Source organism: Luteolibacter sp. Populi (genome assembly GCF_040801775.1).
GTDB lineage: Bacteria > Verrucomicrobiota > Verrucomicrobiia > Verrucomicrobiales > Akkermansiaceae > Haloferula.
Genome location: NZ_CP161812.1, coordinates 4070350 through 4090498, shown reverse-complemented (window position 1 = coordinate 4090498; position 20149 = coordinate 4070350). Strand labels below are relative to the sequence as shown.

Sequence of the window (20149 nt, the reverse complement as noted above, 5' to 3'; positions counted from 1 at the left end):
TTCGCCCTATAGGGGTGGCCGTCGATAGCCCAAGGCAAGCGTAGCGCAGCCCTGGGTTCAGGTTGGGATCGGAACGCCCGCTGAAGGTGGGCACGTGGTGTCCGCTTGGGCAGCATGTCTGGAATCACCGGCCTACGTGCCCCCATGCAGGGGGCCTCCCGGCTTCTTCGGCTAACCCGGGGCTGCGCGTTGCTTGCCCCGGGCTATCGACGTTTGCCCCTTCAGGGCATTTGAACGCAGTTGCTTGCGAGATCACCTGCACCCGGATTCCTACTCCGGAAACACCAGCTTGCCCCTCTTCGGAACATCGCCGCCGCGCCCGAAGTCATCGAACAAGTCCTTCGAACTCACGTAAAGCATCACCCCGAACAGCAGGAACACGAAGCAGAGCTGGATATACTCCAGTAGCTTCACCCGCACCGGCCGCTTGGCGATCCACTCCATGCAGGCCAGCACGATGTGGCCGCCGTCCAGCACCGGGAAGGGCATCAGGTTCAGGATCGCCAGGTTGATGTTGATCAGCACCAGGAAGGCGATGATCCGCAGCACCGGGTGGTCCATCAGCAGGAAGTTGTACTGCACCTTGCCGATCCCGATCGGTCCGCTCAGATGCTGCAGGCCGATGCTCGAATCCCGCGAGATCACGCTGGTGATCGTGATCCACATCGTTTTCACCGTCTCGGTGAGCTGGTCCACGGGATTCGGGTTGATCAGGCCCGCCCTGACATACGCATCCTGATCGGGAGCCAGCCCGATCAAGGGCCGGACCTCGCCTTTCTCCTGCCCCGATACGGGGACGAGCGGCGTCACGGTAGCCGTCGCCTCCTTGCCCGCGCGGCGGTAGACGAACTCCACCGGCTTCTCGCCGGAGGCCTTGATCGAATCGACGACCTGCGGCACCGAGGTCGCCGCCGCGCCGTTGACCGAGACGATCTCATCGCCGACCAGCAGGCCGGCGCGTTGGGCGGGAGCGTTCTCACCGGAAAAGGCACCGATCGTGACCGGACCCTTGCCCTGCGGTTCCAAGCCCACGGTGCGGATCCCGGCGCGGTGCCACTTCTTCGTCTCGGGGATCTTGAAACCGGAAAATTTCGTCAGCACGCCTTCGCCCGGCCGGTCGATGCTGAACTTGATCTTGTCGCCACGGCTGGTGGCGATGTTCAGCACCACGCAATCCAAGGTTCCGACCCAGGTGCTGACCGGGTTGTCGTTGATTGCCAGGATCTTGTCCCCTGCCTTGAGGCCCGCGGCCTCCCCGGCTCCGCCCACCTCGACATAGCCGATCGTGGTCGTTTCCAGCATGTCCGCCGGCTTGCCGAGGCCCCAGACGCAGAGCGAAGCGACGACTGCCAGCAGGAACGAAAACAGCGGCCCGGCGAAGGCCACGATGATCTTGTCCAACGGCTTCACCGGCGGCAGCGCCTCACGGTCGAGATTGCCGCCCTCGATCGCTTCCATCGGCGCCATCTGCGGCAGCGCCACGAAGCCACCGGCCGGAATCCAGCCCAGACCATACTGCACACCATTGATCGTCTTGCTCCAGATCGGCTTTCCGAACCAGATCTGGAACCGGTCGATCTTCAGCCCGCGCCACTTTGCAGCCCAGTAGTGACCGAGCTCGTGGACGAAGATGATCATGTTGAACACCGCGATGACCACCAGGATCAACAGGGCGGTCTGGGCGAATTGAAGGAGCATTTCCATACTGGGTGGGCGCGCACTAGCCTACCTGCGACTTTAAATCCTTCAAGAAGTTAAACCCCCGTAGTCTCCAACAACTATTGACGCACCCCGTTTGGAATTCAGATGCTGCACCGCGTGGCATGGCGAATCGACGATGCCCTGGAGCGCGGAGAAATCGATAACACGGTCGAGGGGAAAACCACCGGCCGGCTATGGATCCTTGGTCGTGCCCAGCCGGTGCTGTTGGATTTGACGGGCGATTGCTGGCGCGATCTCGCCGGCACCCGCCTGACTTTCCGCAATCCCGCGCCCAAAACGCAGGCCAGCATGGACCTGTTTCCCATCCAGCATGGCGTGGTGGGCGATATGACCGCCTCCCGCAAGAACAAGGTCCCGCTGGTCTCCGATGACGAATTCGCCGCCATGTATGCCGCCCGCCATCAGATCCCCTTCTGCTGGAAAAATACCCTCTACCTCGAGTGGTTCAGCGAGCGCAATGGCCGCGTCGTGATCGAAACCTGCGACTTCGAACTCGAACTCTCCGAGCGGACTTGGGAGATGGATGACGACGCGGAGGAAGCCCAGAAGCTCGCCAACATGCAGGCCATGCGGGACTTCATGAATCACCTCGTCCGCCGCATCGAACCGGCCGACCGCAATGTCGACAGCAGCGGCGAGGAGGAAGACGAATTCCAGTGGGAGGAGCGCCTCAAGGAATCGGACCGCCTCGCCGATGCCTATCAGGAGGTCCTGGAGAAGTACCTCGATGATCCCGACGCGGAGCGGAAGGAAGCCTTCGCCATGGGCTGGGATGGCCTGCTCGAGGCCCTGGCCGAGGAAAGCGAGGCTCCCCCGCCCGTGGAGCCCTCATGGAGCTCCGATGACAGCGCGGACGATGACGAAGAGGTCTTCGACGACGATGCCGACATGCGCCAGCACCCGCTCCAGGCCAAGGCCCAGGAGGTGGTGATCCGCGGCATCGACCTGAGCCGCGCCGGCGATGAGCACCCCGCCGCTGCCGCCCTCGGCAGCGCGCTCATGCAGGTCGCCGGGAAGCTCGCCGGTGCTCTCAATGGCGACTACGAACGCGAGACCGGCTACGTCCTGGCCATGCTCAAGCGCTGCCTGGGCTGGCAAAACGACGCCTTGGCCGCCTGTTCCGAACTGGTCGCCGCCGCCACCGACAACGACCACAGCCGGGCTCTGGAGGCGCTGCGCGACTCGATTTTTGAAATTCGCGAGGAGATCGTCAATTTGCGGAAAGAACTTAAGGGAAATTAAGCATTTGCATCGCTGGGATTTTGAATTACCAAATCTTGCCATGAAAATGCTGTTCGCGCTGCTGGCGGTTCTCGCCGTCAGCTCCCTCACCTCCTGCAATACCGCCATCGGCATGGGCCGCGATTTCCGCCAACTCGGGATCATGATGGAGAACAAGGCCCACGGCCGCCCCGCAAGCGGTGGCGAACAGCAGCAGCAGGACAATCTGCCGACCTATTAGGTAGCCACCTGGGATCCGATCCTCCCCCCGGAAATCATCAATCCCTCCCCGGCCCAAGCGGAGCGCCCGTCGTCTCCGCGCAGCGCCACTTCGATTGATGATTGGAAGGTTGGTGATTGGTGATTTCTTCGCCTTCTACTCTTCCTCTTCCGCCTCTTCCTCCGGCGGATGCGCCTTGAGCCACTCCTTCGCCTCCTCCTCGGAATTAAAGACCTGCCCGGTCAGATTCTGCAGCTCGAGCCTCGCTAGGCTCTTCACGCCCTCCGCCTTGTTATCGAGCGCCGCGGCATACATCGCCAACTGGATGCTCATCGGCGCGGCATCGCCCGTGGCCAGAAGATAGCGGATCACCTCGTCCCGGCCTTCGCTGCGGGCTTTCTGGATGAGGACGCTGCCCACCGCCCGCCACTCCTCGGCCTTCTTGTAGTCGCCGACCTTGTCGATCGCATCGAGCACCTCCTTTTCGTCCCCGCGCGCCCACAGCAGTTGCAGATCGGTGGCCGCCTTGGAGTCCGCCTCCTTGGCTTCCTGGCCCTCCTTGCGCAGACGCCGGCCTTCCGGGGACTGTCCTGAGCCCGGAGCCGTCTCTCCGGTACCCGGCAGCGTGCTACCTCCGGTCCCCGGCCCATCCGGCGCGGGATCCTGGTTCAGGAAAAAAACAGCCGCCCCGATCGCAATCAGGGCTCCTCCAGCGGTGATCCAGATCTTGTTCATGTGGGAAAGAAAGTTCCCGCCAAGCTTGCGCCGGGCGGGAACTCAAAGTCTCAGCTCTTACCGGCGATCAGGGGAGGGCTGTTGCAACTGTGGCGTTTGAGCTGGTGATCGTCGGAGGCGTCCCACCATTGGTGATCACCACACGATACAAGCCCGGACCATTCGTGTTGGCGCTAGTCTCGCCGCTAACCGTAAGCGTTGGGTTCTTGCCTCCAAGGCCGTCCGCGACGTTCACAAATGAGATTGGAGTCAGGGCGGACCGCTGCCACTGGTAACCCGTGATCTGCGGAAGCGCGTTCGCATTGGTTGGCGCGCTCAGGACCGCGGTGCCGGCGAACGGGACGTTAACAGGCGATGGAGGCTGAATGTTGTTGGGAGCGGCGTTCGTGAATTGCAGAAGAACCGGGGTTGAAGCGGCGATGGTAACGCTAGTGCTGGTATCGCTGCCCGCTTCGTTGGTCACCACGACGTAGTAGGTGCCGTCTCCCGCGGGCCCGCCCGGAATGGCAAATACCGCGGTGGTGCCGACCAAGGTGTCAGTGTCTCCGGCTTCCTTGAACCACGCGTAGGTGGTCCCGTTTTCGGAGTAGGTGCTCGGATCGAGGGTCACGCTCAAGCTTTTCGACGTATCGAAGCCGATCCGCTGCGCAGGTGCCACTGGATCGACGAGAATCACAGGACCCACGGCGTTCCGTTCATATCCCTCGTCGATCAGGCGTTGTTCCAGGACGAGGACGGCATCCGCCAGAGTGGTCGAGGTAGTCACGAAATTCCTGGCAGCGCCGCTCAGGAGCGAGCGCTTCATGTCGCCGCCGACGACCATGTTCGGTGGGGTCGCCGTGCTGCTGTCACCGGATTGGAAGACTTCCTTGTCGAAGGTGATCCGGTTCGGCTTGTTGGTTCCGTACGTGCTGCCGGAAAAGCTCATCATCGCATTCGGCACGTCGGCGGTCGTCACCGGCGTGAGGATCTGGCCGAAGATCCGGTTGGTGGCACCCCGCTCGTCTTCCACCATGTCGGAGGTGAAGCCGGTGAAGTTCAAGGTGATGGTGTAGGTCTTGCCGTCCACCCGGTCGTTGTTGTACTCGATGAATGCGCCGTTCAGGGTCGGCGCAGCGGCCGGCTCCATGATCACGTAGCCGCGGGGAGCCGCTGCATTGCGCATCTTCCGCTCGATCACGCCGTCGGGAGCGACCAAGGATCTTTCGCGCCAGCTTGCGCCAAGAACGAAAACTTCCGCACTGAGGGTGGAAACAAGGGTGGCAGCGAGGGTGCCGACAAGGAGCGTGGATTTCATTTACTGCGGCTTCCTATCCCAGTCGCCGTTATCTCGGCAACTGATAAGTTGGCATCCAGCGTCCTAAATGCGCTGCAAAATCGCGTTTCGCCCTTAATACGGCACCGGTTTCGGTACCCGCACCGGTCCGCCCGGCGCTGCCGAACCCCATCCCGTGCGGTAGCCGCGGCGGAAATTGTCGCGCACCGCCTGCGGCACTTCGTTCGCGTGGCGGTCCGGATTCATGCCCAGTCCTGCCCTCCGGTCGCGCTGCCCGTGGCTCTGCCCCAGGTCGAAAGCCCGGCGCTCGCTCCAGGGGTTGTCATTGGCGTTCTTGTAGCCCGAGTTGTAGCCGCGTAGGTACTCGTCGCGCAGGCGGGGCGGGTACTCCCTTTGGCGGGCGTACGGATTGTAGCTGCGGCCCTGGCGCTTGTCGCGGCTGCCGTCGGAGTGTCCGCTGCGGAAGGCGGAGGACTCATTGCCGCTCCAACCCGGAGACCCCGGCCCCTCCGAGACGGGGGGCGGCATGTTCGGGGGGATGCAGGAAGCGAGCAGCACCAGCGCCACGGCCATGGGCCATTTCGCGAGCCACTGCTGGAGATTCCGCCGTTCACCGCTCAATCGCTCGCGGGGCTGAAGGGGAAACGGCATTCTCATCGTTCGGTAGATCTAGAACGATGATGAAACGCTGTCCAATCCTCCTTGCGCTGTTCTCGCTCGCCATCGCCCGCGCCGATCACGGGAACCTGCAGTCCTTCAACGAACTCACCGGTCGCTGGTACGGCATCGCCAAGACCCCGGTGGCGAATGAAAGCGTGGAGACTTCATGGGCCCCGGATTCGTCCCTGCTGCTCTTCGCCCTCGAGACCCCGGAGGGCAAGCGCCTGAAGAAGTTCGACCCCGCCAATGGCCAGACCGGTCCGGCCCTCGGGGCCAACCCCGATTTCCAGGACTTCCGCGCCGGTCCGCAGGCCGGGATCTTCCTGCGCACCGCCGATGGCTGGCGCAAGGCCGAGGGCGGCCAGCTGACCGAGGCCGAGCCCCCCGAAGGCCCGCGCCGCCGGGAGGGCCGCGATGGCCGCCGCCGCGAGCGCCCGCCGGAGGAGAATAACCGCCAGCACCGCTCCTGGAAATCCCCCGACGGCCGCTGGGAAGTGGCCCTGAAGGAAGGCACCGTGATCCTGAAGGACAGCAAGGAGGGCAAGGACCGCGAGCTGGCCAAGGCCGACGCCGGGGGTGCTTTCACCGGCGAGCCGGTCTGGGCCCCGGATTCCTCCCGTTTCGCGATGTGGAAGGAGAAGGACGTGGAGGAGCGCCTGGTCCACTACGTCGAGTCCTCGCCCAAGGACCAGCTCCAGCCGAAGCATTTCACCAACCGCTACCCGAAGCCCGGCGATGAGATCGACACCCGCGCTCCCTGGGTCTTCTTCACCGACAAGGAGGAGCCGATCGCCGCGGACGCGGGCCTGATCGCGGATCCCTACGAGTGCGACCGCCTGGAGTGGCGCGGCGATTCCAAGCGCCTGACCTTCGAATACACCGAGCGCGGCTTCGGGAAGCACAACGTGATCGAGATCGATAGCGCCAGCCGCCGCCAGCGGGTGCTGGTGCGGGAGGAGAGCCCGACCTTCGTCTTCGTCAGCGGGAATTCCTGGCGCCGCGACCTCAACGATGGCGAGGAGATCCTGTGGATGTCCGAGCGCGATGGCTGGAAGCATGTCTACCTGCTCGATGGCAAGGACGGCTCGACCCGGCTGCAGATCACCAAGGGCGAGTGGATCGTCCGCGAAGTGCAGGAGGTGGATGAAAAGAAGCGCGAGCTGCTGCTGCGCATCTCCGGCTGCTACAAGGACCAGGATCCCTACTACATCCACTACGCGCGGGTTTCCATCGACACCGGCAAGCTGACCGCACTCACCGAATCGAACGGCACCCACGACCGCTTCGAGCGCTCGCCGGACGGAAAGTACTACACCTGCCGTTGGTCACGCGTCGATCATGCGCCGGTCACCGAACTGCGGCGCTGGGAAGACGGCGGCCTCGTAAGCACTGTGGCGAAGGCGGACGACTCGAAGCTCCGCGCCACCGGCTGGCCGCTGCCCGAACCCTTCGTCGCGAAAGACCGCGACGGGAAGCACGACATCTACGGCATCATCTGCCGTCCCCCGGACTTCGACCCCGCGAAGAAGTATCCGGTGATCGAGAACATCTACGCCGGCCCCCACGATTCCTTCGTGCCGAAGGCCTGGAACCCCTGGATGATGCCCAAGCACGAGGTCGCCGTGCACGGCTTCATCGTCGTGCAGATCGACGGCCGCGGCACCGCCAACCGCGGCAAGGCTTTCCACGACTACTGCTACAAGAACCTCAAGGACGCCGGCTTCCCCGACCGCATCGCCTGGCTGAAGTCCGCTGCGGCCAAGTTCCCGCAATTGGATATCGAACGCGTCGGCATCTTCGGCGGCTCCGCCGGCGGCCAGAATGCCCTCGGCGCCCTGCTCTTCCACGGCGACTTCTATAAGGCCGCCGCAGCCGACTGCGGCTGCCACGACAACCGCATGGACAAGATCTGGTGGAACGAACAGTGGATGGACTGGCCCGTCGGCGCCGAGTACGCCGATAACTCGAACGTCACCCACGCCCAAAACCTGCAGGGCGCGCTTCTTCTAACCGTCGGCGAGGTCGACACCAACGTCGACCCGTCTTCCACCTATCAGGTCATCAACACCCTGATCGCCGCGGACAAGGACTTCGAGTTCCTCCCCATGACCGGCAAGAACCACGGCAGCGGCGAGGACCGCTACGCCCAACGCCGCCGCGTCGACTTCTTCCGCCACCACCTCGGTGGTCCGAAGTAGTTGGTCGGCGCGAAGAAAATTGAACCGCTAAGACGCCAAGATCGCCAAGTTTGAGTGGATTTGGGTAGAGTCCCGTCCGCTATGAACCGCTCAGACTTGATTGCAAAAGAGGTCGTCGACGCTGCTTTCAAAATCCATTCCGCCCTCGGACCAGGGTTGTTGGAGAGTGCTTACGAAGCTTGCCTTGCCCACGAGCTGACCAAGCGTGGCTATCAAGTCGAACGCCAGAAGCCGCAGCCGATCATCTACGACGGATTGCAGATCGAAGTGGGCTATCGGCTCGATATCCTCGTCGATGGCGAAGTCATCTTGGAACTGAAAGCCGTGGAGCAGCTACTCCCAATCCACCACGCCCAGCTCATGACCTACTTGAAGCTGTCGGGAAAGACCCTCGGCCTTCTGATCAATTTCAACGTTCCCATGATCAAGCTCGGTATCAAACGTATCGCCCTGAATCACCCCGACCTCTAAAAACTTGGCGATCTTGGCGTCTTGGCGGTTCAATTTTTCACAGCACCCGTTCAAAATAAAACAAGGCGCGAGGTCTCCCTCACGCCTTGCCTAAATATTCAAATGAGGGAGTCGCTTACTTCTTCACCCCCGGCCGCACATCCACAATCCCCACGTCGATGTACTGCCCGCCACCCGCCTGGTGGCAATGCACGGCAATCACATTCTTCCCGGGCTTCAAGGCCGCCTTACCCTCGGCACTCAGAGGCACCACCGTGTGTTCGGTCACGAAGCCACCTGCGCTCGCCGCAAGCACGCCGTTGATGTAAACCTTCACGTCCTCGTCGTGATAGATCGAGAGCGCCACGCTGGCGGGAATGCTCGCTGGCAGCGTCACCTCGCGCCGCAGCCAGATATCGGATCCGCGCCACTGCGTGCGGATCTTCGAGTTGGGCGGGCCGCCCGCACCGAAGCCGGCTTTGCCAGTCTTCCATGAGGCATCGTCGAACTTCACCGCGAACCATTCGTCGGAAGGCTTATCGGTGACGTAGCGCCACTCGATGTTATCCTTCTCCTCCGCATTCTCGACGATGGTGGTAATGATCGGCGCCACGTAGTCGGGCATCGGAGCCCAGCCCTTGGCCTTGGTCTTGTCGCGGCCGGCATGCTTCGACCAGAGGTCCTTGTGGTAGAGGGCGGGCAGGAAAACGCCGCCGACCACCGGGCGGGCGGTGAAGCCCTCTTTCTTGCCGTCCACGGTGCCATACCAGTCGGGCATCGGCGCGCGGTTCGGGCTTTCGTTGAGGAACTTGAAGACCGGGCCGATCAGCGCCTCGAAGTCATCGCGGTTCTGCGTGAGCGAGGCGGTCCAGACGATCCAGTCGAGCTTGGTGTAGTCGCGGCGGTTATCGAGCGGCAGGCCGTAGGTGTTCTGCTTCGTCTTGTAGAAGTCCATCTCGGTGCGGAGGACTTCATCCGGGAAGAGGCCGAGGCCGAGGATCTTGTCCCACACCAGGTTGTACTTCTGGCTCCAGCTACCCGGCTTGTCGAAGGCCAGGCGGAAATGATCACCGTCCTTGGCTTCCTTCACCCAGCGCTGCGCGAACTCCTTCGCCAGCTTCGAGTATTCCGCGCCCTTGGCCTTGTCGCCGCGCATCTCGCACATCTTGCCAAAGGCACCGAGGCCGCAGATCGCCTTCGCGCTGAGGTTCACGTTGTGCGCCAGGTGACCGGCGAAGTCGTCCGTGCAGAGCTGGTTGGCAGGGTCGAATCCTTCCTTCTTCAGATATTCCGCCCACTGCTCGAGCTTCTCCCAGTAGAGGCCGGCGTAGTCGGCATTGCCTTCCATCTGGGCGATCGCGCCCATCAGGCAGAGGATGTTGCCGCTCTCCTCGACCGGCATCTGGTTCTCCTCGGTCTTCTCGCCGCCGCCATAGACCTGGCCATTGGCGAGCGGATAAGTGCCGAGGTCATGCGGCGCGAAGGGGAACTTCCAGCGGTCGCTCTTCGCATACTCCATGAAAGGCGCGAGGAAGGACTTCGCCAGGCTCGGGCCGAAGAGCAGGAACTGCGGCGCCATCGGGTAGAAGACATCCGAAGTGGCGATGCAGCCGTTCGAGTGATTCTCCTTCGAGAACTGCAGCGGCTGGCCCTTCTCGTCCGCCACGAACTTCCCGGCGGCGAAGCACTGGCGGTAGGCCAGCGCGGAGATCTTCGCATACTTCACTCCGCCGATCTGGGTCAGGTCGGCCATCAGCTCCTCGTCGAACTTCACGCAGCGCTCCTGGATCGCGGCGTACTGCTTGGCCGAGGCCTCGAGCAGATCCTTCGCTTCCCAACCGTTGCGCCGCCAGAAAGGGCGCAGGTTCTTGTGATTGTACTGGATCGCGTAAATGTCGTCATAGGCGATCATCAGCCACTTCGAGACCGGCTGGGCTCCCACTTGGAAAGCCTTGAGCTCGATGCCGGCACCAGCTTCATCCGCCCGCCCGGCCTCGCCCTTCGCACCCTTGCCGCTGGCCAGGCCTTTATCGGCGAAGGCCGTGGCCAAATCCTGCGTCTTGGCAAAGCCATAACTCGCCGTCGCATCCGCCGGCGCGGCAAGATAGACGTAGCCCCAGTCGATCCGCTGGTCGTCGCCCTTCTTCTGCAGCACCTGCTGGTCCTTCGAGCCCATCCGGACCACCGCCAGGCCGCCTTCGCTGGCGTCGTTCCAAGTCACATCCTGATCCGGCGTATTGACCGTGAGCTCACCGGAAGCACCGAAGAATACGGAGACCTCGTGGGTTTTGCCGTCGAGCGCGAAGCATTCGTAAGTGAGGTAGGTCACCGGCCGCGAGAGGATGTCCATGTCCTCCGGCAAGGCCGGGGTGGTAAAGGTAAGTTGCAGGGCCAAGCCACCGCCTTCGAAAATGTAGATCGTGCGCGTCGGCAGCACCGTCAGGCTCTTCTGCTCCAGTGCCGGCACCGTGGCCGGGCTCGCACCCAGCACGCGGAAGGCCTTGCCATCGATCTTCACCAAGCCCGTCAGCTGGTGGCGCTTGCCGGTCCAGTGCGTCGACTCGACATCGGTCAGCTTGTCGCCGGGCGACCAGATGCTGAAATACGGATCGCAGGCGACCAGCGGCGTAGAAGGCGGGATCAAGCCATCGCCCGGGGGCGAGACGCGGGCTTGGCCGTGAGCCAAGGTCGTGCCGAGAGCCAGCACGGCGAGAACGGGGTGGAGTTTCATCTTGAGTTGCAAAACAAGCGGGTTGGGCAGTCCGGAGCGTCGGGCACCTTGCACCGCACCCCGTCGATTATCGCAGGGAAAAACGCGCACCCCGCGACGGCCCGATCATGCGATGGAACACGTTTATCCTGTCAAACGAAAAGGGATTCCACCCTCACTGCCGTCGATCCGGCCTAGCGTTCAAAAAACAGCGTAAACTCCTGACGGTTATAGGTCAGGTGCGTCTCCGCCACCAGCGTCAGCCCGGAAGTCTTCGCATACGCCAGCGCCGCCCGCGTCAACTCGATCATCTCCTTCGGCGTTTCCGGCCCGGCCAGCTTCATCGTGAAAATGATCGGTGCCCCCGGGCTCAACTGCCGCGAAAGACGGATCACCTGCCGCAGCGAGGCCCGCGGATCGCCGTTCATGTCACACAGCAGGGCGTCGAAGCGGTCGTCCTCCGCCGGCCGGAAGTCATCCACATCCGCCTTCACGAATTGCAGTCCCGGCGTCCGTTTCAGCCGCACATCGAGCATCGCCTTGTCCACCGCCGTCACGCGGTAGCCGCGCGCGATCAATTCGGAAGTCATCCCGCCAGGGCTCGCCCCCAGCTCCAGCCAGCGCGCGCCCTTCGGCGGCGCTTGCCGGTGCAGGCCCAGATAGTGCAGCGCCTCCGCGATCTTCGCCCCGGCGCGGCTGATCCCGCTGCTCTGGCTGATGAATTTCGTCCCGCCCGGATAAAAGCCGTTCGCCGCCCGCGGACTCTGCATCCCGCAAAAAAGGCCCTCCTTGCCCACCAGGCAGAAGAGCGTCTCCGCCGCCGGGTCCTGCCCTTCCACCCCGTCCGCGGATGCCGGCAGGGTCGGGAAAAGCTGCAGCGTCCGTCCGCGCAGGTTCACCGCCAAGTGCTTGTAAAAGGCATGCGTCCCCGAGGCCTGCAGCGGCCCGGAAAGTAGCGTCTGTGGTGCCAGCTCCCCGAACTTCTTGAAAATCCCCTGCGCCGCCTTCTCCACGAAGCCCTCCATCTTCTGCGGATTGCAGGGCCACGCATGATGCACCGGCAGGTTCCACGCGATGAACTTCGCCCACTCGGAATCCCGCAGCGCCGCCGGATCCTCGATCCGGACCAAGTGGTAATCCGCGCCCATGGCCTTCTGCGGAACCGCGGAAAGCCCGGCGAAAATCTCCTCCGCGTGCGGAGCGAAGATCTCGGGAATGCGCAGCAGCCAGGATGGGACGGAGTCGGACACGCAAGTGTCCTGCAACCCAGCCACCGCGGCGACAATCCCCAAGTTCCCCGGGGACCGGGATTTTCCTATCGCGAGGCTGGCGGCGATCCGGAAAGCTCCACCGCCATCCCGCAGCGCTATCCATGAAGAAAGCGGTCCTTTTCCTCTGTTCGCGGAACCGGCTGCGCAGCCCCACCGCCGAAGCCATCTTCGCCGGCCATCCCGATCTGGAGGTCGATTCCGCCGGCCTCAGCCCGGATGCCGACCTGCGCCTCTCCGCCGAGCAGGTCGAATGGGCGGACCTGATCCTCGTCATGGAAGAAGTCCACCGCAGCCGCCTCATCCGCGCCTTCGGCAAGCTCCTCGTCGGCAAACGCGTCGCCGTCCTCGGCATCCCCGATGACTACGACTTCATGGACCCCGCGCTCGTGGAACTGCTGAAACTCCGCTGCGCGCCCTACTTTTGAGGAGCTTGTATAAGCGCGGCTTTCCAAGCCAAGCGCAGCGGCAAAGGCAGGGACCGCTCTCCGAGCGGTCCGGCGGATGGAGGCGGTCCTATGCGAATCGGACGCGGAGCCAAGTTCAGGCCGTCCCCGGCCGGACCTTTCGGAGAAAGGTCCCTGCCTCTAGTGGCAAGTCACCAGGAGATTCCTACATCCCCAAAAACCTCTCCGCATACCTCCTCCCGAACTCCACCAGCGCCTCCCGCCCGAAGTGCACGGAATCCACCCCGCCCAGCCCCCTGCTCTCCACGAAAGCCGCGTGCGGATCCTCCTCCGCCACCCGCCTTAGACCTTCCCGAACCATCACCCGCCGGGCCACGGAAGCCGCCTTCCGCTTCTCATCCCCGAAGTCCCCCAGATCCCCGATCAGGAAAGGCAGCTCCGGCACCCCCAGATCGCCACGCAAGCTCCCCATCAAGCCCGCCAGCTTTCCCGCATGCGCCGGTGCCAGCGCATCGCTCTCCGCATCCGACTCGCCCTGATGCCATAGCACCCCGGCGAGCGTTCCGGACTTCTCCGCGATCCGCGCCCGCCGGACCGCATTCTTATACAGCGGCGAGCCCGGTCCCAGCCGATCGATCGGTGCTCCGCCCCACGCGCAGGGAATCAGCCCCACCATCGTCTCCGGCATCGCCTCCCGCAGCCGCGCCGCGAAGGGCAGCGCCAGGCCGAAGCCCGCGCTGCGCTGGTTCAGGTGCAGCGGGTGGGCCGCCGGCCGCCAGCGGGTCCAGCCCCGGGGCAGGGAGAACTTGAGCGTGCACTGGCCGCCAAGCGCCAGCACCCCGGGCATCGGGTCGCGGTCGCCGGGCTGCCAGGGATTCTCAGGCAGGACGCAGCCGTAGCCGGCCATGTTCGACTGCCCCATCAGCAGGAAGATCCGCAGGCGGGATCGATCGGACGGGAGCCCCATGAGGGAAAGAGATCGGGCGCGGGCCTGTCCCTGAAGGAATCAGCGCTTCGCGACTTCCAGAGCCTGGCCGGTGTAGCGGTAGTGGCCGTGGATCTGGTACTCGGTCAGGACGTTCTCCCACTTGGGACCCTGGCCGTTGTCATGCACCACCCAGGCTTCGTCGCCGCGGTTGCCAGGGCCGGGGACCACGATGCCGCAGTGAAGCTCACCTTGCGCCAGCATCCACACCACGATGTCGCCGGGCTTGTAGTCGGCGTGGTCGCGGGTCGCGGGCAGCTCGGCACCCACGTGCTTGAAGTAGCGCTGCAGATTCTGGATCCGGCGGTGATCGATACTCTGATCCGGTGCCCGGGAATCCCAAAGCTGCGGATAGGAGGAGAAATTCTTCGCCATGTCCTCGTGGATCAGGACTTGCAGGTCGATCCCCAGATTCCGGTAGCTGCGGATCAGCAGGTCCTCCGCCTTGCCCTTCCACTTGCCATCCACCGTCGGGATGTCCCCGTTGGGGTACGCGATCTGGTAATAGGAAGTATCGTAAATCGTGGCAGTCTTCGTCCGTTGCAAGGCTGCGGCGGCCAGCCGGTCCCCGAAGTCGATCGTCGACATCAGGTCGGCGATCAGGACGTCCGCACTCTCCACCGAGGCGACCGTCTGCTGCGCACGCAGCAAGGGCAGCAAGGGCTTGCCGAAGAACCAAGCGGCACCGGCCGCAATCAGGAGAACCACCCAACCGCCGAGAAAATTCGGACGCCGCTGCGGCTTCTTGGCCTGCGGACGGGGTCCGATGTATTCGATGGTGCCGAGGTGATGGCTGTTGTGACGCTTAGCCATTGTTCTAATTAAGAAAAGTAAATCAAAACCGGGACGGGAATGCGACATTTTTCGCGGTCCCGCAGCAATTTTTTTCTAAGAATCCATTTCTGGACCGACGGAGTTCATCATTTCAGGGTGGTCCGCGATGACGGTGTTCCGCAGCACGAAGCCCTTGGTCTGGGGTGAGATGGATCTCCCCCTCTTTGGTATCGATAAGGATTGGCACGGGAAAGAGGTGGGGCCGCAAGCCGCGTTTTCCATTGTCGTAGATTCACGCAGTCTTTGGTTCATCGCATCCCATGCCGCTCCCGCCCGCGTGCACCCGGCGGCCAGGCCGGGACGCTTCACGCCGGAACTATGGAAGTACGACGTGGCGGAGCTGTTTCTCCACGATCAGACAAGCGGTCGCTACTTTGAGTTCAATCTTGCGCCTAACGGAGCTTGGTGGAGTTGCGAATTCACCGCCCCGCGCGTCCGCGAGGAAGCGGGGGACATCGTTTTCCCGGAGGTCGCCACCTTCGCCGAGCTCGCGCCTAACGGCGGCTGGATGGCAGCCATGGCGATCCCGCGGGACTTGTTAGAAGGCCGCCTCGACTTCGGGAAGGAGACCGCGCTGAACGTGGCCTTCATCCTCGAATCGCCCGACCAGCGTTTCCTAACAGCCGTGGACCTCGGCGGCGGCGAGCCGGACTTCCACCGCCCGCAGAAGTTCCGTAAAATCGCGCTCCAGGATCTCAGCAAATCTACGTGACAATCCGGTCACGCGATGGCGTGATTGCGGCGGGAGCAAAATCGGACATGATGGTCCACGTAAGCGACGCCCTTCCCCCCGATGGCCCGCTTGCAACTCCCCCCGAGAAACAGACCCGTCTTCCCCCCAGGACGGACGACATCCCCCCACGGGAAAACCCGCTGCCTTCGTTCCCCCAACGGCGCCAGCGGGTTTTTCTTGTCCCCGTGGCGCGGCCCTGCCGCCTTGGAGTGCGGAGACTTGTCCTGCCCGTTACCCACAACTTTTCATTTTAAAGACTCGCCACGCCTGTGCGAGGGTCCGCAGCTTTGCGAGGCCCCGCCACAGCACTTCGGGGCCGGGTTCCCCGTCGCTCTTCCTGCCAAGGAATCCGCCCAGCCTCGCGATCATCCGCACCGCTTCGCCGGTCGCCGGCGGCCGTTCCGGCGGCGGCCCGCCGCCCGCCGCGTGCACCGGGAGCACCTCCCATTCGTCGCGCTCCAGCCAGCCTTCCACCGGGAGCCCCGGGCTGATCCGCGCCTGCCAAACCAGGGACAGCAGGTGCACCGCTACGACCATGTCCAGCGCGATGAAGGCCTTGAGCTTCTCCGCCGCGCGCACCTGCCGGCTTTCCACCCGGCAGCCGGTCTTGAGCACGCGGTGGAAGTCCTCGATCCGCCAGCGCAGGGCATACCAGCCGACCAGCCGCGCGGCGTCGCCGGCGTCCGCGACGGGTTCGGTCGTCAGCAACTGCCAGCACACCGGCTCCACGCCCGGCGGCGGGTCGATCTCCCGGACTTCCAGCGCCCACAGTTCCAAGCTTTCCGACAGCCCGAGGTATTTCTTCTTGTGGGCGGGCACCGCCAGACGGACCCGCCCGGCCCGCACCGCGAGGGTGGCCTTGCGCGCCTTGAGCCCTTGCTTTCCCCGCGGCAGGTCGACCACGAGGGTGGCCGTCACCGGCAGCGCGGCGGGGGTCTGCCACAACGGCGTGCCGCCGTCCTCAAGCTTGCGGTCGTGCTGGCTGCGCACCAGCAATCCGGCTCCGCCGCCGCGTTGCGCGCGGGTTTGCTGGCAGGCGGCGAGCAGTTCGTAGATGTCGGCCTCGCGGTCGGCGACCGACAGCACCGCGCGCGTGCCGCCGAGGTCTTCCCACAGCCGCTGCGCCTCGTGCCAGCCGCCGACCCAGCGGTGGCTTTCCTTTTCTTCCAAGGGCTGGCGGTTGCGCTTGCCGGCGGGCTCGCCGGCACCGCGGGGTTGCCGGGCGTAGACAAGGGCCGAGGCGAGGCCGTGGACCGCGCCGTCCGTGCCGACCACGAGCTGGCCGTGGACGAAAAGGCCGGGGGAGCGATCCTTGCCATGGCCGGCGGTGGGGCCCAGGCCTTCCTTGCTACGATGGTTGTCGTAATTGAGCGCGGTGGTGTCCTGCAAGACCAGCAGCGCGGTTCCCTCGTCCCCAGCCCGCAGCCGATCCAGCATCGCGGCGCGGTGGGCGGCGAGGATCGCCCCGCAGTTGACCTCGGGCTGGTCGAAGAGCCGGTAGCAGGCCTTGGTGCCGGACCAGTCGCCGCAAGCGGCGGGAACCGGGGCGGTGGGATTTCGTGCGAAGTCGGAGGCCACACGCACAAAGCGTCGGCTGCGGCGAGGGTCGCCGCAATCCAAGGTTGCAAATTCGGTTCCAGCCCAGGAGAGGGCGGCTTGCGGGTCGGGAGGATTGAGGTCGGAAGAATCGAGGTCCATCCGCGAAGCTGATGTAAACAGTCGTTTAGTACCAGCGCGATTTAAGTACGACCTCGAAAAGTTGTGGGTAACGGGCAGGACTTGTCACCGCCTTTCTTAGCGAGACTTGTCGAGCGTCCGAAGCGACCAAAGCGGTCAAGGTCCCACCTCGCCCCTCCTCGCCGCTCAGTTCACCGAGGCCGATCAGCACCGAAAGCTCCGCCCCCTCGTTGCCTTCCATTCAAAATTCGGCGTTCGATGTTGGGCGTTCGATGTTCGCCTTCTTTCCTTTCATCCCCGCGCAGCGGCACTCCGGTTGATGATTGGAAGATTGGTGATTGAGGATTTCTTCCCCCCAGACCGGAGCTTGCACCCTCCCCCTCATCGCGGCTATATTCCAAGGGTGGCGGAAGTATCCAACGAGGAGGAAGACGACAAGGCCGCGGCACTCGAGGCCCTGCTCGAGCAATTCCGCGAGCCGGAGGAGCCGCGCAAGAAAGCCAACCCGCTCTGGATCATCCTCGCCCTCATGCTCGCCGTCGCCGGCTGCTGGCTGGCGATGAAGGTGACCGAGGGCACCATGATGCTCTCCAAGATCACCGCCGCGCCACAAACGATGAAGCCCGCCAAGGTTGCGGACCGCTCGCTCGCGAAGAACAGCCCGAAATTCTCCGTCGAGACCTACGTCGAGCGCTGCCGCAGGGGCATGACCCCGCAGCAGGTGCGCTGGATCGTCGGGGATTTCCAGAAAGCCGGGCTCGACGACATGCGGGTCGAGAAGGTCTGGCAGCTGGTCCACGATTTCCAGGAAGCCGCCGGCTCCGAAAAAGGCCCCGGCTGGATGGATCCGGACATGCCGAAGCTGGCGAAATCAGAAGCCATGGAGATCGGCTGGCAACAGCGCACCTGGTACCTGGACGCCTTGGCCGACGGCCTCTCGCTCGACGTCTGGCAGAGGCGCCAAGCGAAGGAGCGCTGCGGCGTGCATCTGCTGGAGACCGAGGTCGAGTTCATGAAGAAGCAGCCGGAAGGAGAACTGCATCCCATCTCCGAAGCCGAAGCCCCGCCCTACGCCGCCCTGGTCAATCCGTCTCATTGGCTGAAAAACGAGGAGATGGCTCCATGGAGACTGGTTGATCTAACGGACGCACAACTTCGGATCACGTGGCATGATTGGATCATGTCCCGGCGAGATGGATCCACCGGAAGCACGGCTTACGACTCGGATTATCCATGGTTCGATTCTGGGATCACGGCCATGCTCAATCCGCTCGCAGCCGAGTCGCCACAAATTGGCGATTTCTCTACAGGCGATGCCCCTTCGAAGATCGACGGCGCAGGATCGATACTCCCCTACACTTACGGCCAGGATTTCTCGAACCCCGGCAATCTCAAAAGCGAAGTCATGGCCTGCCACCCCGCCCAATTGAAGATCCTCCTGCTCCTCAAGCCCGATCTCGCCGCCACCCTCATGGACGACCTCGAAGCCAGCGGCGATTAGCTGCCGTGGCCACATCTCCGTGCTGCTTCACGGATGGCTCTCCCGCTGGGAGCGCGGAGCCACCGGCCTGCAGAATGGTCCCCGGCCGCGCGCAGCATGAGAAGGAAGGTAGCCAGCCCCTCGGCACTTTCCGCATCGCCTCCCATCGTCCCGATGCCTTCCCTCTGAAATCCTCAAATCTCAAATTTGAGATCCGCCTCCTGCCTTCCTCCGCGCCGCTCCCCGACCTCTGCGCCTCTGCGCCTCTGCGGTCAACCCTCCCGCCGTCCCTTGCCTCCCACATCTTCTGAAAACTGAACCCTAGCAAACTCCCTTCCCGCCCCGCGCAGCGGCATTCCAATTGATGATTGGCAGATTGATGATTGATGATTTCTTCCCCCTGTGCCCGCCGCCCCGCTCCTCCACCCCGGTGATTCCCTCTGGATCGCCGCCCCGGTGGCTTGGCGGGAAGCCTGCCTCTCCGCACCCGCGATGCGCGCCCTGAAGCGCATGGGCCTCGTCCTCCGGGTCGTCTCCCCCGAACGCCAGACCTCCTTCTGGGAAGCCAGCGGCTTCCTCGACCTGAAAACCTACCCGGAAAAAGCTTCGGCCCGCCAAATCGCCGCCTCCTTGGAAACAGGCAGCACCTCGCTCGCCTGGGAAGCCGGCGAGGCCGCGGATGCCTTCGCCAAGACCGGCATCGCGCGCCGCCTCGGGCCGCCGGCCAAAGGCCTTGAAAAGCGCCTCACCGAGCCCGTCGCCATCACCTACACCCCGGGCCCGATCGAGCACCGCGTGAAGTTCTACCTGGAGATCGCCGCGAAGCTCGGAGCCGAGACCATGGTCGGTGAAAACTTCACACCGGTCGCCATGGATGTCCCGCGGGCTCCCGACCGGATCCTGCTCGTGCCGGATTCCGATTTCGGCTCGCACTACGAATGGCTGCCGGAGCGCTGGGAAGCGCTGGCGAAGGCGTTGTTAGAAAAAGGCCGCCTCTTGCGCATCGCCACCACCGGCCGCCTCGGTGCCGCCTTGGCCAAGGCCATCCCGGAGGCGGACACCGTGGATCTCCAATTCCCCGCGCTGGAAGAACTCGCCGCCCACGGCCTCTGCATCGCCGCCGATGGAAGCGTCCCGCATCTGGCCGCCCACGTCGGTACGAGATGTGTCGTACTATTCGGTCCCGGCGAGCCCGAGTGGATGCGTCCCCTCGGCAAGCAGCACCTCATCGCCAGAAGAAAGGTCGAGTGCTCCCCCTGCCACGCCCCCAAGTGCGTCATGGACCTCCGCTGCCAGAACGACCTCGAACTCGCCGAAGTCCTCCGCGTCCTCGACGCCTGAGCCTGCCTTCCGCGGCCCCGCCGCCCTGGAGTGCTGAGGCTCGCCACAGCCTCCCGGCAGGCAGCTTGCTGCCGTGAAGAACGATAAAGTGTTCGGCTCTCCGTCAGGTTTGCTGGAGCTCCTGGAGGAAACTCTCCATGTTGATCGGTGTGCCCCCTTTGCGGCGCAGCCGCTTTGGAGTGCGGCGGGCATCGCCGCTTTCCAGCGATGTTTGCCAGAGATCGCCGTCTCG

17 protein-coding genes are annotated in these 20149 nt (G+C 63.9%); 8 read left to right on the top strand and 9 right to left on the bottom strand.

Annotation, left to right across the window (positions count from 1 at the left end; genetic code table 11):
• Positions 1–270: 270 nt before the first annotated feature.
• Complete coding sequence (gene rseP / locus ABWK72_RS16735) at positions 271–1698, bottom strand: RIP metalloprotease RseP (RefSeq protein WP_367870711.1); 1428 nt, start codon at positions 1696–1698, stop codon at positions 271–273.
• Between the two features lie 120 nt (positions 1699–1818).
• On the opposite strand from rseP, the gene ABWK72_RS16730 reads away from it, so the two are divergent.
• The gene (locus ABWK72_RS16730) at positions 1819–2964 is read left to right on the top strand and encodes a hypothetical protein (RefSeq protein WP_367870710.1); all 1146 of its coding nucleotides are present in this window, start codon (positions 1819–1821) and stop codon (positions 2962–2964) included.
• 40 nt (positions 2965–3004) lie between these two features.
• A complete protein-coding gene (locus ABWK72_RS16725) occupies positions 3005–3184 on the top strand; it encodes a hypothetical protein (RefSeq protein ID WP_367870709.1) in 180 nt (59 codons plus the stop codon).
• 135 nt (positions 3185–3319) lie between these two features.
• Here the strand turns inward: ABWK72_RS16725 and ABWK72_RS16720 are convergent, their stop codons facing one another.
• From ABWK72_RS16720 to ABWK72_RS16710, 3 genes are all read right to left on the bottom strand, one after another.
• Positions 3320–3898 (bottom strand): hypothetical protein, encoded by a 579-nt coding sequence (locus ABWK72_RS16720; protein WP_367870708.1) that lies wholly within the window; start codon positions 3896–3898, stop codon positions 3320–3322.
• Positions 3899–3965: 67 nt separating this feature from the next.
• A complete protein-coding gene (locus ABWK72_RS16715) occupies positions 3966–5195 on the bottom strand; it encodes a hypothetical protein (RefSeq protein WP_367870707.1) in 1230 nt (409 codons plus the stop codon).
• A 93-nt stretch (positions 5196–5288) separates the two neighbouring features.
• Positions 5289–5825, bottom strand: coding sequence for a hypothetical protein (locus ABWK72_RS16710; RefSeq protein ID WP_367870706.1), 537 nt, complete (start codon positions 5823–5825; stop codon positions 5289–5291).
• 29 nt (positions 5826–5854) lie between these two features.
• Between ABWK72_RS16710 and ABWK72_RS16705 the strand changes: the two genes are divergently transcribed.
• Positions 5855–8032: a prolyl oligopeptidase family serine peptidase gene (locus ABWK72_RS16705; RefSeq protein ID WP_367870705.1), complete on the top strand. Its 2178-nt coding sequence runs from the start codon at positions 5855–5857 to the stop codon at positions 8030–8032.
• An 81-nt stretch (positions 8033–8113) separates the two neighbouring features.
• Complete coding sequence (locus ABWK72_RS16700; RefSeq protein WP_367870704.1) at positions 8114–8503, top strand: GxxExxY protein; 390 nt, start codon at positions 8114–8116, stop codon at positions 8501–8503.
• Positions 8504–8618: 115 nt separating this feature from the next.
• Here ABWK72_RS16700 and ABWK72_RS16695 read toward each other — a convergent pair whose 3' ends face one another.
• Entirely contained in the window at positions 8619–11213 is a 2595-nt protein-coding gene (locus ABWK72_RS16695; RefSeq protein WP_367870703.1) for a DUF4965 domain-containing protein, read from the bottom strand.
• Between the two features lie 173 nt (positions 11214–11386).
• Complete coding sequence (locus tag ABWK72_RS16690) at positions 11387–12442, bottom strand: SAM-dependent methyltransferase (RefSeq protein ID WP_367870702.1); 1056 nt, start codon at positions 12440–12442, stop codon at positions 11387–11389.
• A 122-nt stretch (positions 12443–12564) separates the two neighbouring features.
• Here ABWK72_RS16690 and ABWK72_RS16685 point away from each other — a divergent pair, with 122 nt between their 5' ends.
• On the top strand, positions 12565–12888 hold the full coding sequence (locus ABWK72_RS16685) for a low molecular weight protein tyrosine phosphatase family protein (RefSeq protein ID WP_367870701.1): 324 nt from the start codon (positions 12565–12567) through the stop codon (positions 12886–12888).
• Between the two features lie 184 nt (positions 12889–13072).
• Here the strand turns inward: ABWK72_RS16685 and ABWK72_RS16680 are convergent, their stop codons facing one another.
• Positions 13073–13834: a sialate O-acetylesterase gene (locus ABWK72_RS16680; protein WP_367870700.1), complete on the bottom strand. Its 762-nt coding sequence runs from the start codon at positions 13832–13834 to the stop codon at positions 13073–13075.
• A gap of 39 nt (positions 13835–13873) precedes the next feature.
• The gene (locus tag ABWK72_RS16675; protein ID WP_367870699.1) at positions 13874–14665 is read right to left on the bottom strand and encodes a DUF1287 domain-containing protein; all 792 of its coding nucleotides are present in this window, start codon (positions 14663–14665) and stop codon (positions 13874–13876) included.
• A gap of 127 nt (positions 14666–14792) precedes the next feature.
• Between ABWK72_RS16675 and ABWK72_RS16670 the strand changes: the two genes are divergently transcribed.
• Positions 14793–15398: a hypothetical protein gene (locus ABWK72_RS16670; RefSeq protein ID WP_367870698.1), complete on the top strand. Its 606-nt coding sequence runs from the start codon at positions 14793–14795 to the stop codon at positions 15396–15398.
• Positions 15399–15650: 252 nt separating this feature from the next.
• Here the strand turns inward: ABWK72_RS16670 and ABWK72_RS16665 are convergent, their stop codons facing one another.
• A complete protein-coding gene (locus ABWK72_RS16665) occupies positions 15651–17117 on the bottom strand; it encodes an IS4 family transposase (RefSeq protein WP_367870623.1) in 1467 nt (488 codons plus the stop codon).
• A 382-nt stretch (positions 17118–17499) separates the two neighbouring features.
• Here ABWK72_RS16665 and ABWK72_RS16660 point away from each other — a divergent pair, with 382 nt between their 5' ends.
• The gene (locus tag ABWK72_RS16660; protein ID WP_367870697.1) at positions 17500–18597 is read left to right on the top strand and encodes a hypothetical protein; all 1098 of its coding nucleotides are present in this window, start codon (positions 17500–17502) and stop codon (positions 18595–18597) included.
• Positions 18598–18978: 381 nt separating this feature from the next.
• Positions 18979–19917, top strand: coding sequence for a glycosyltransferase family 9 protein (locus tag ABWK72_RS16655; protein ID WP_367870696.1), 939 nt, complete (start codon positions 18979–18981; stop codon positions 19915–19917).
• Positions 19918–20149: the final 232 nt, after the last annotated feature.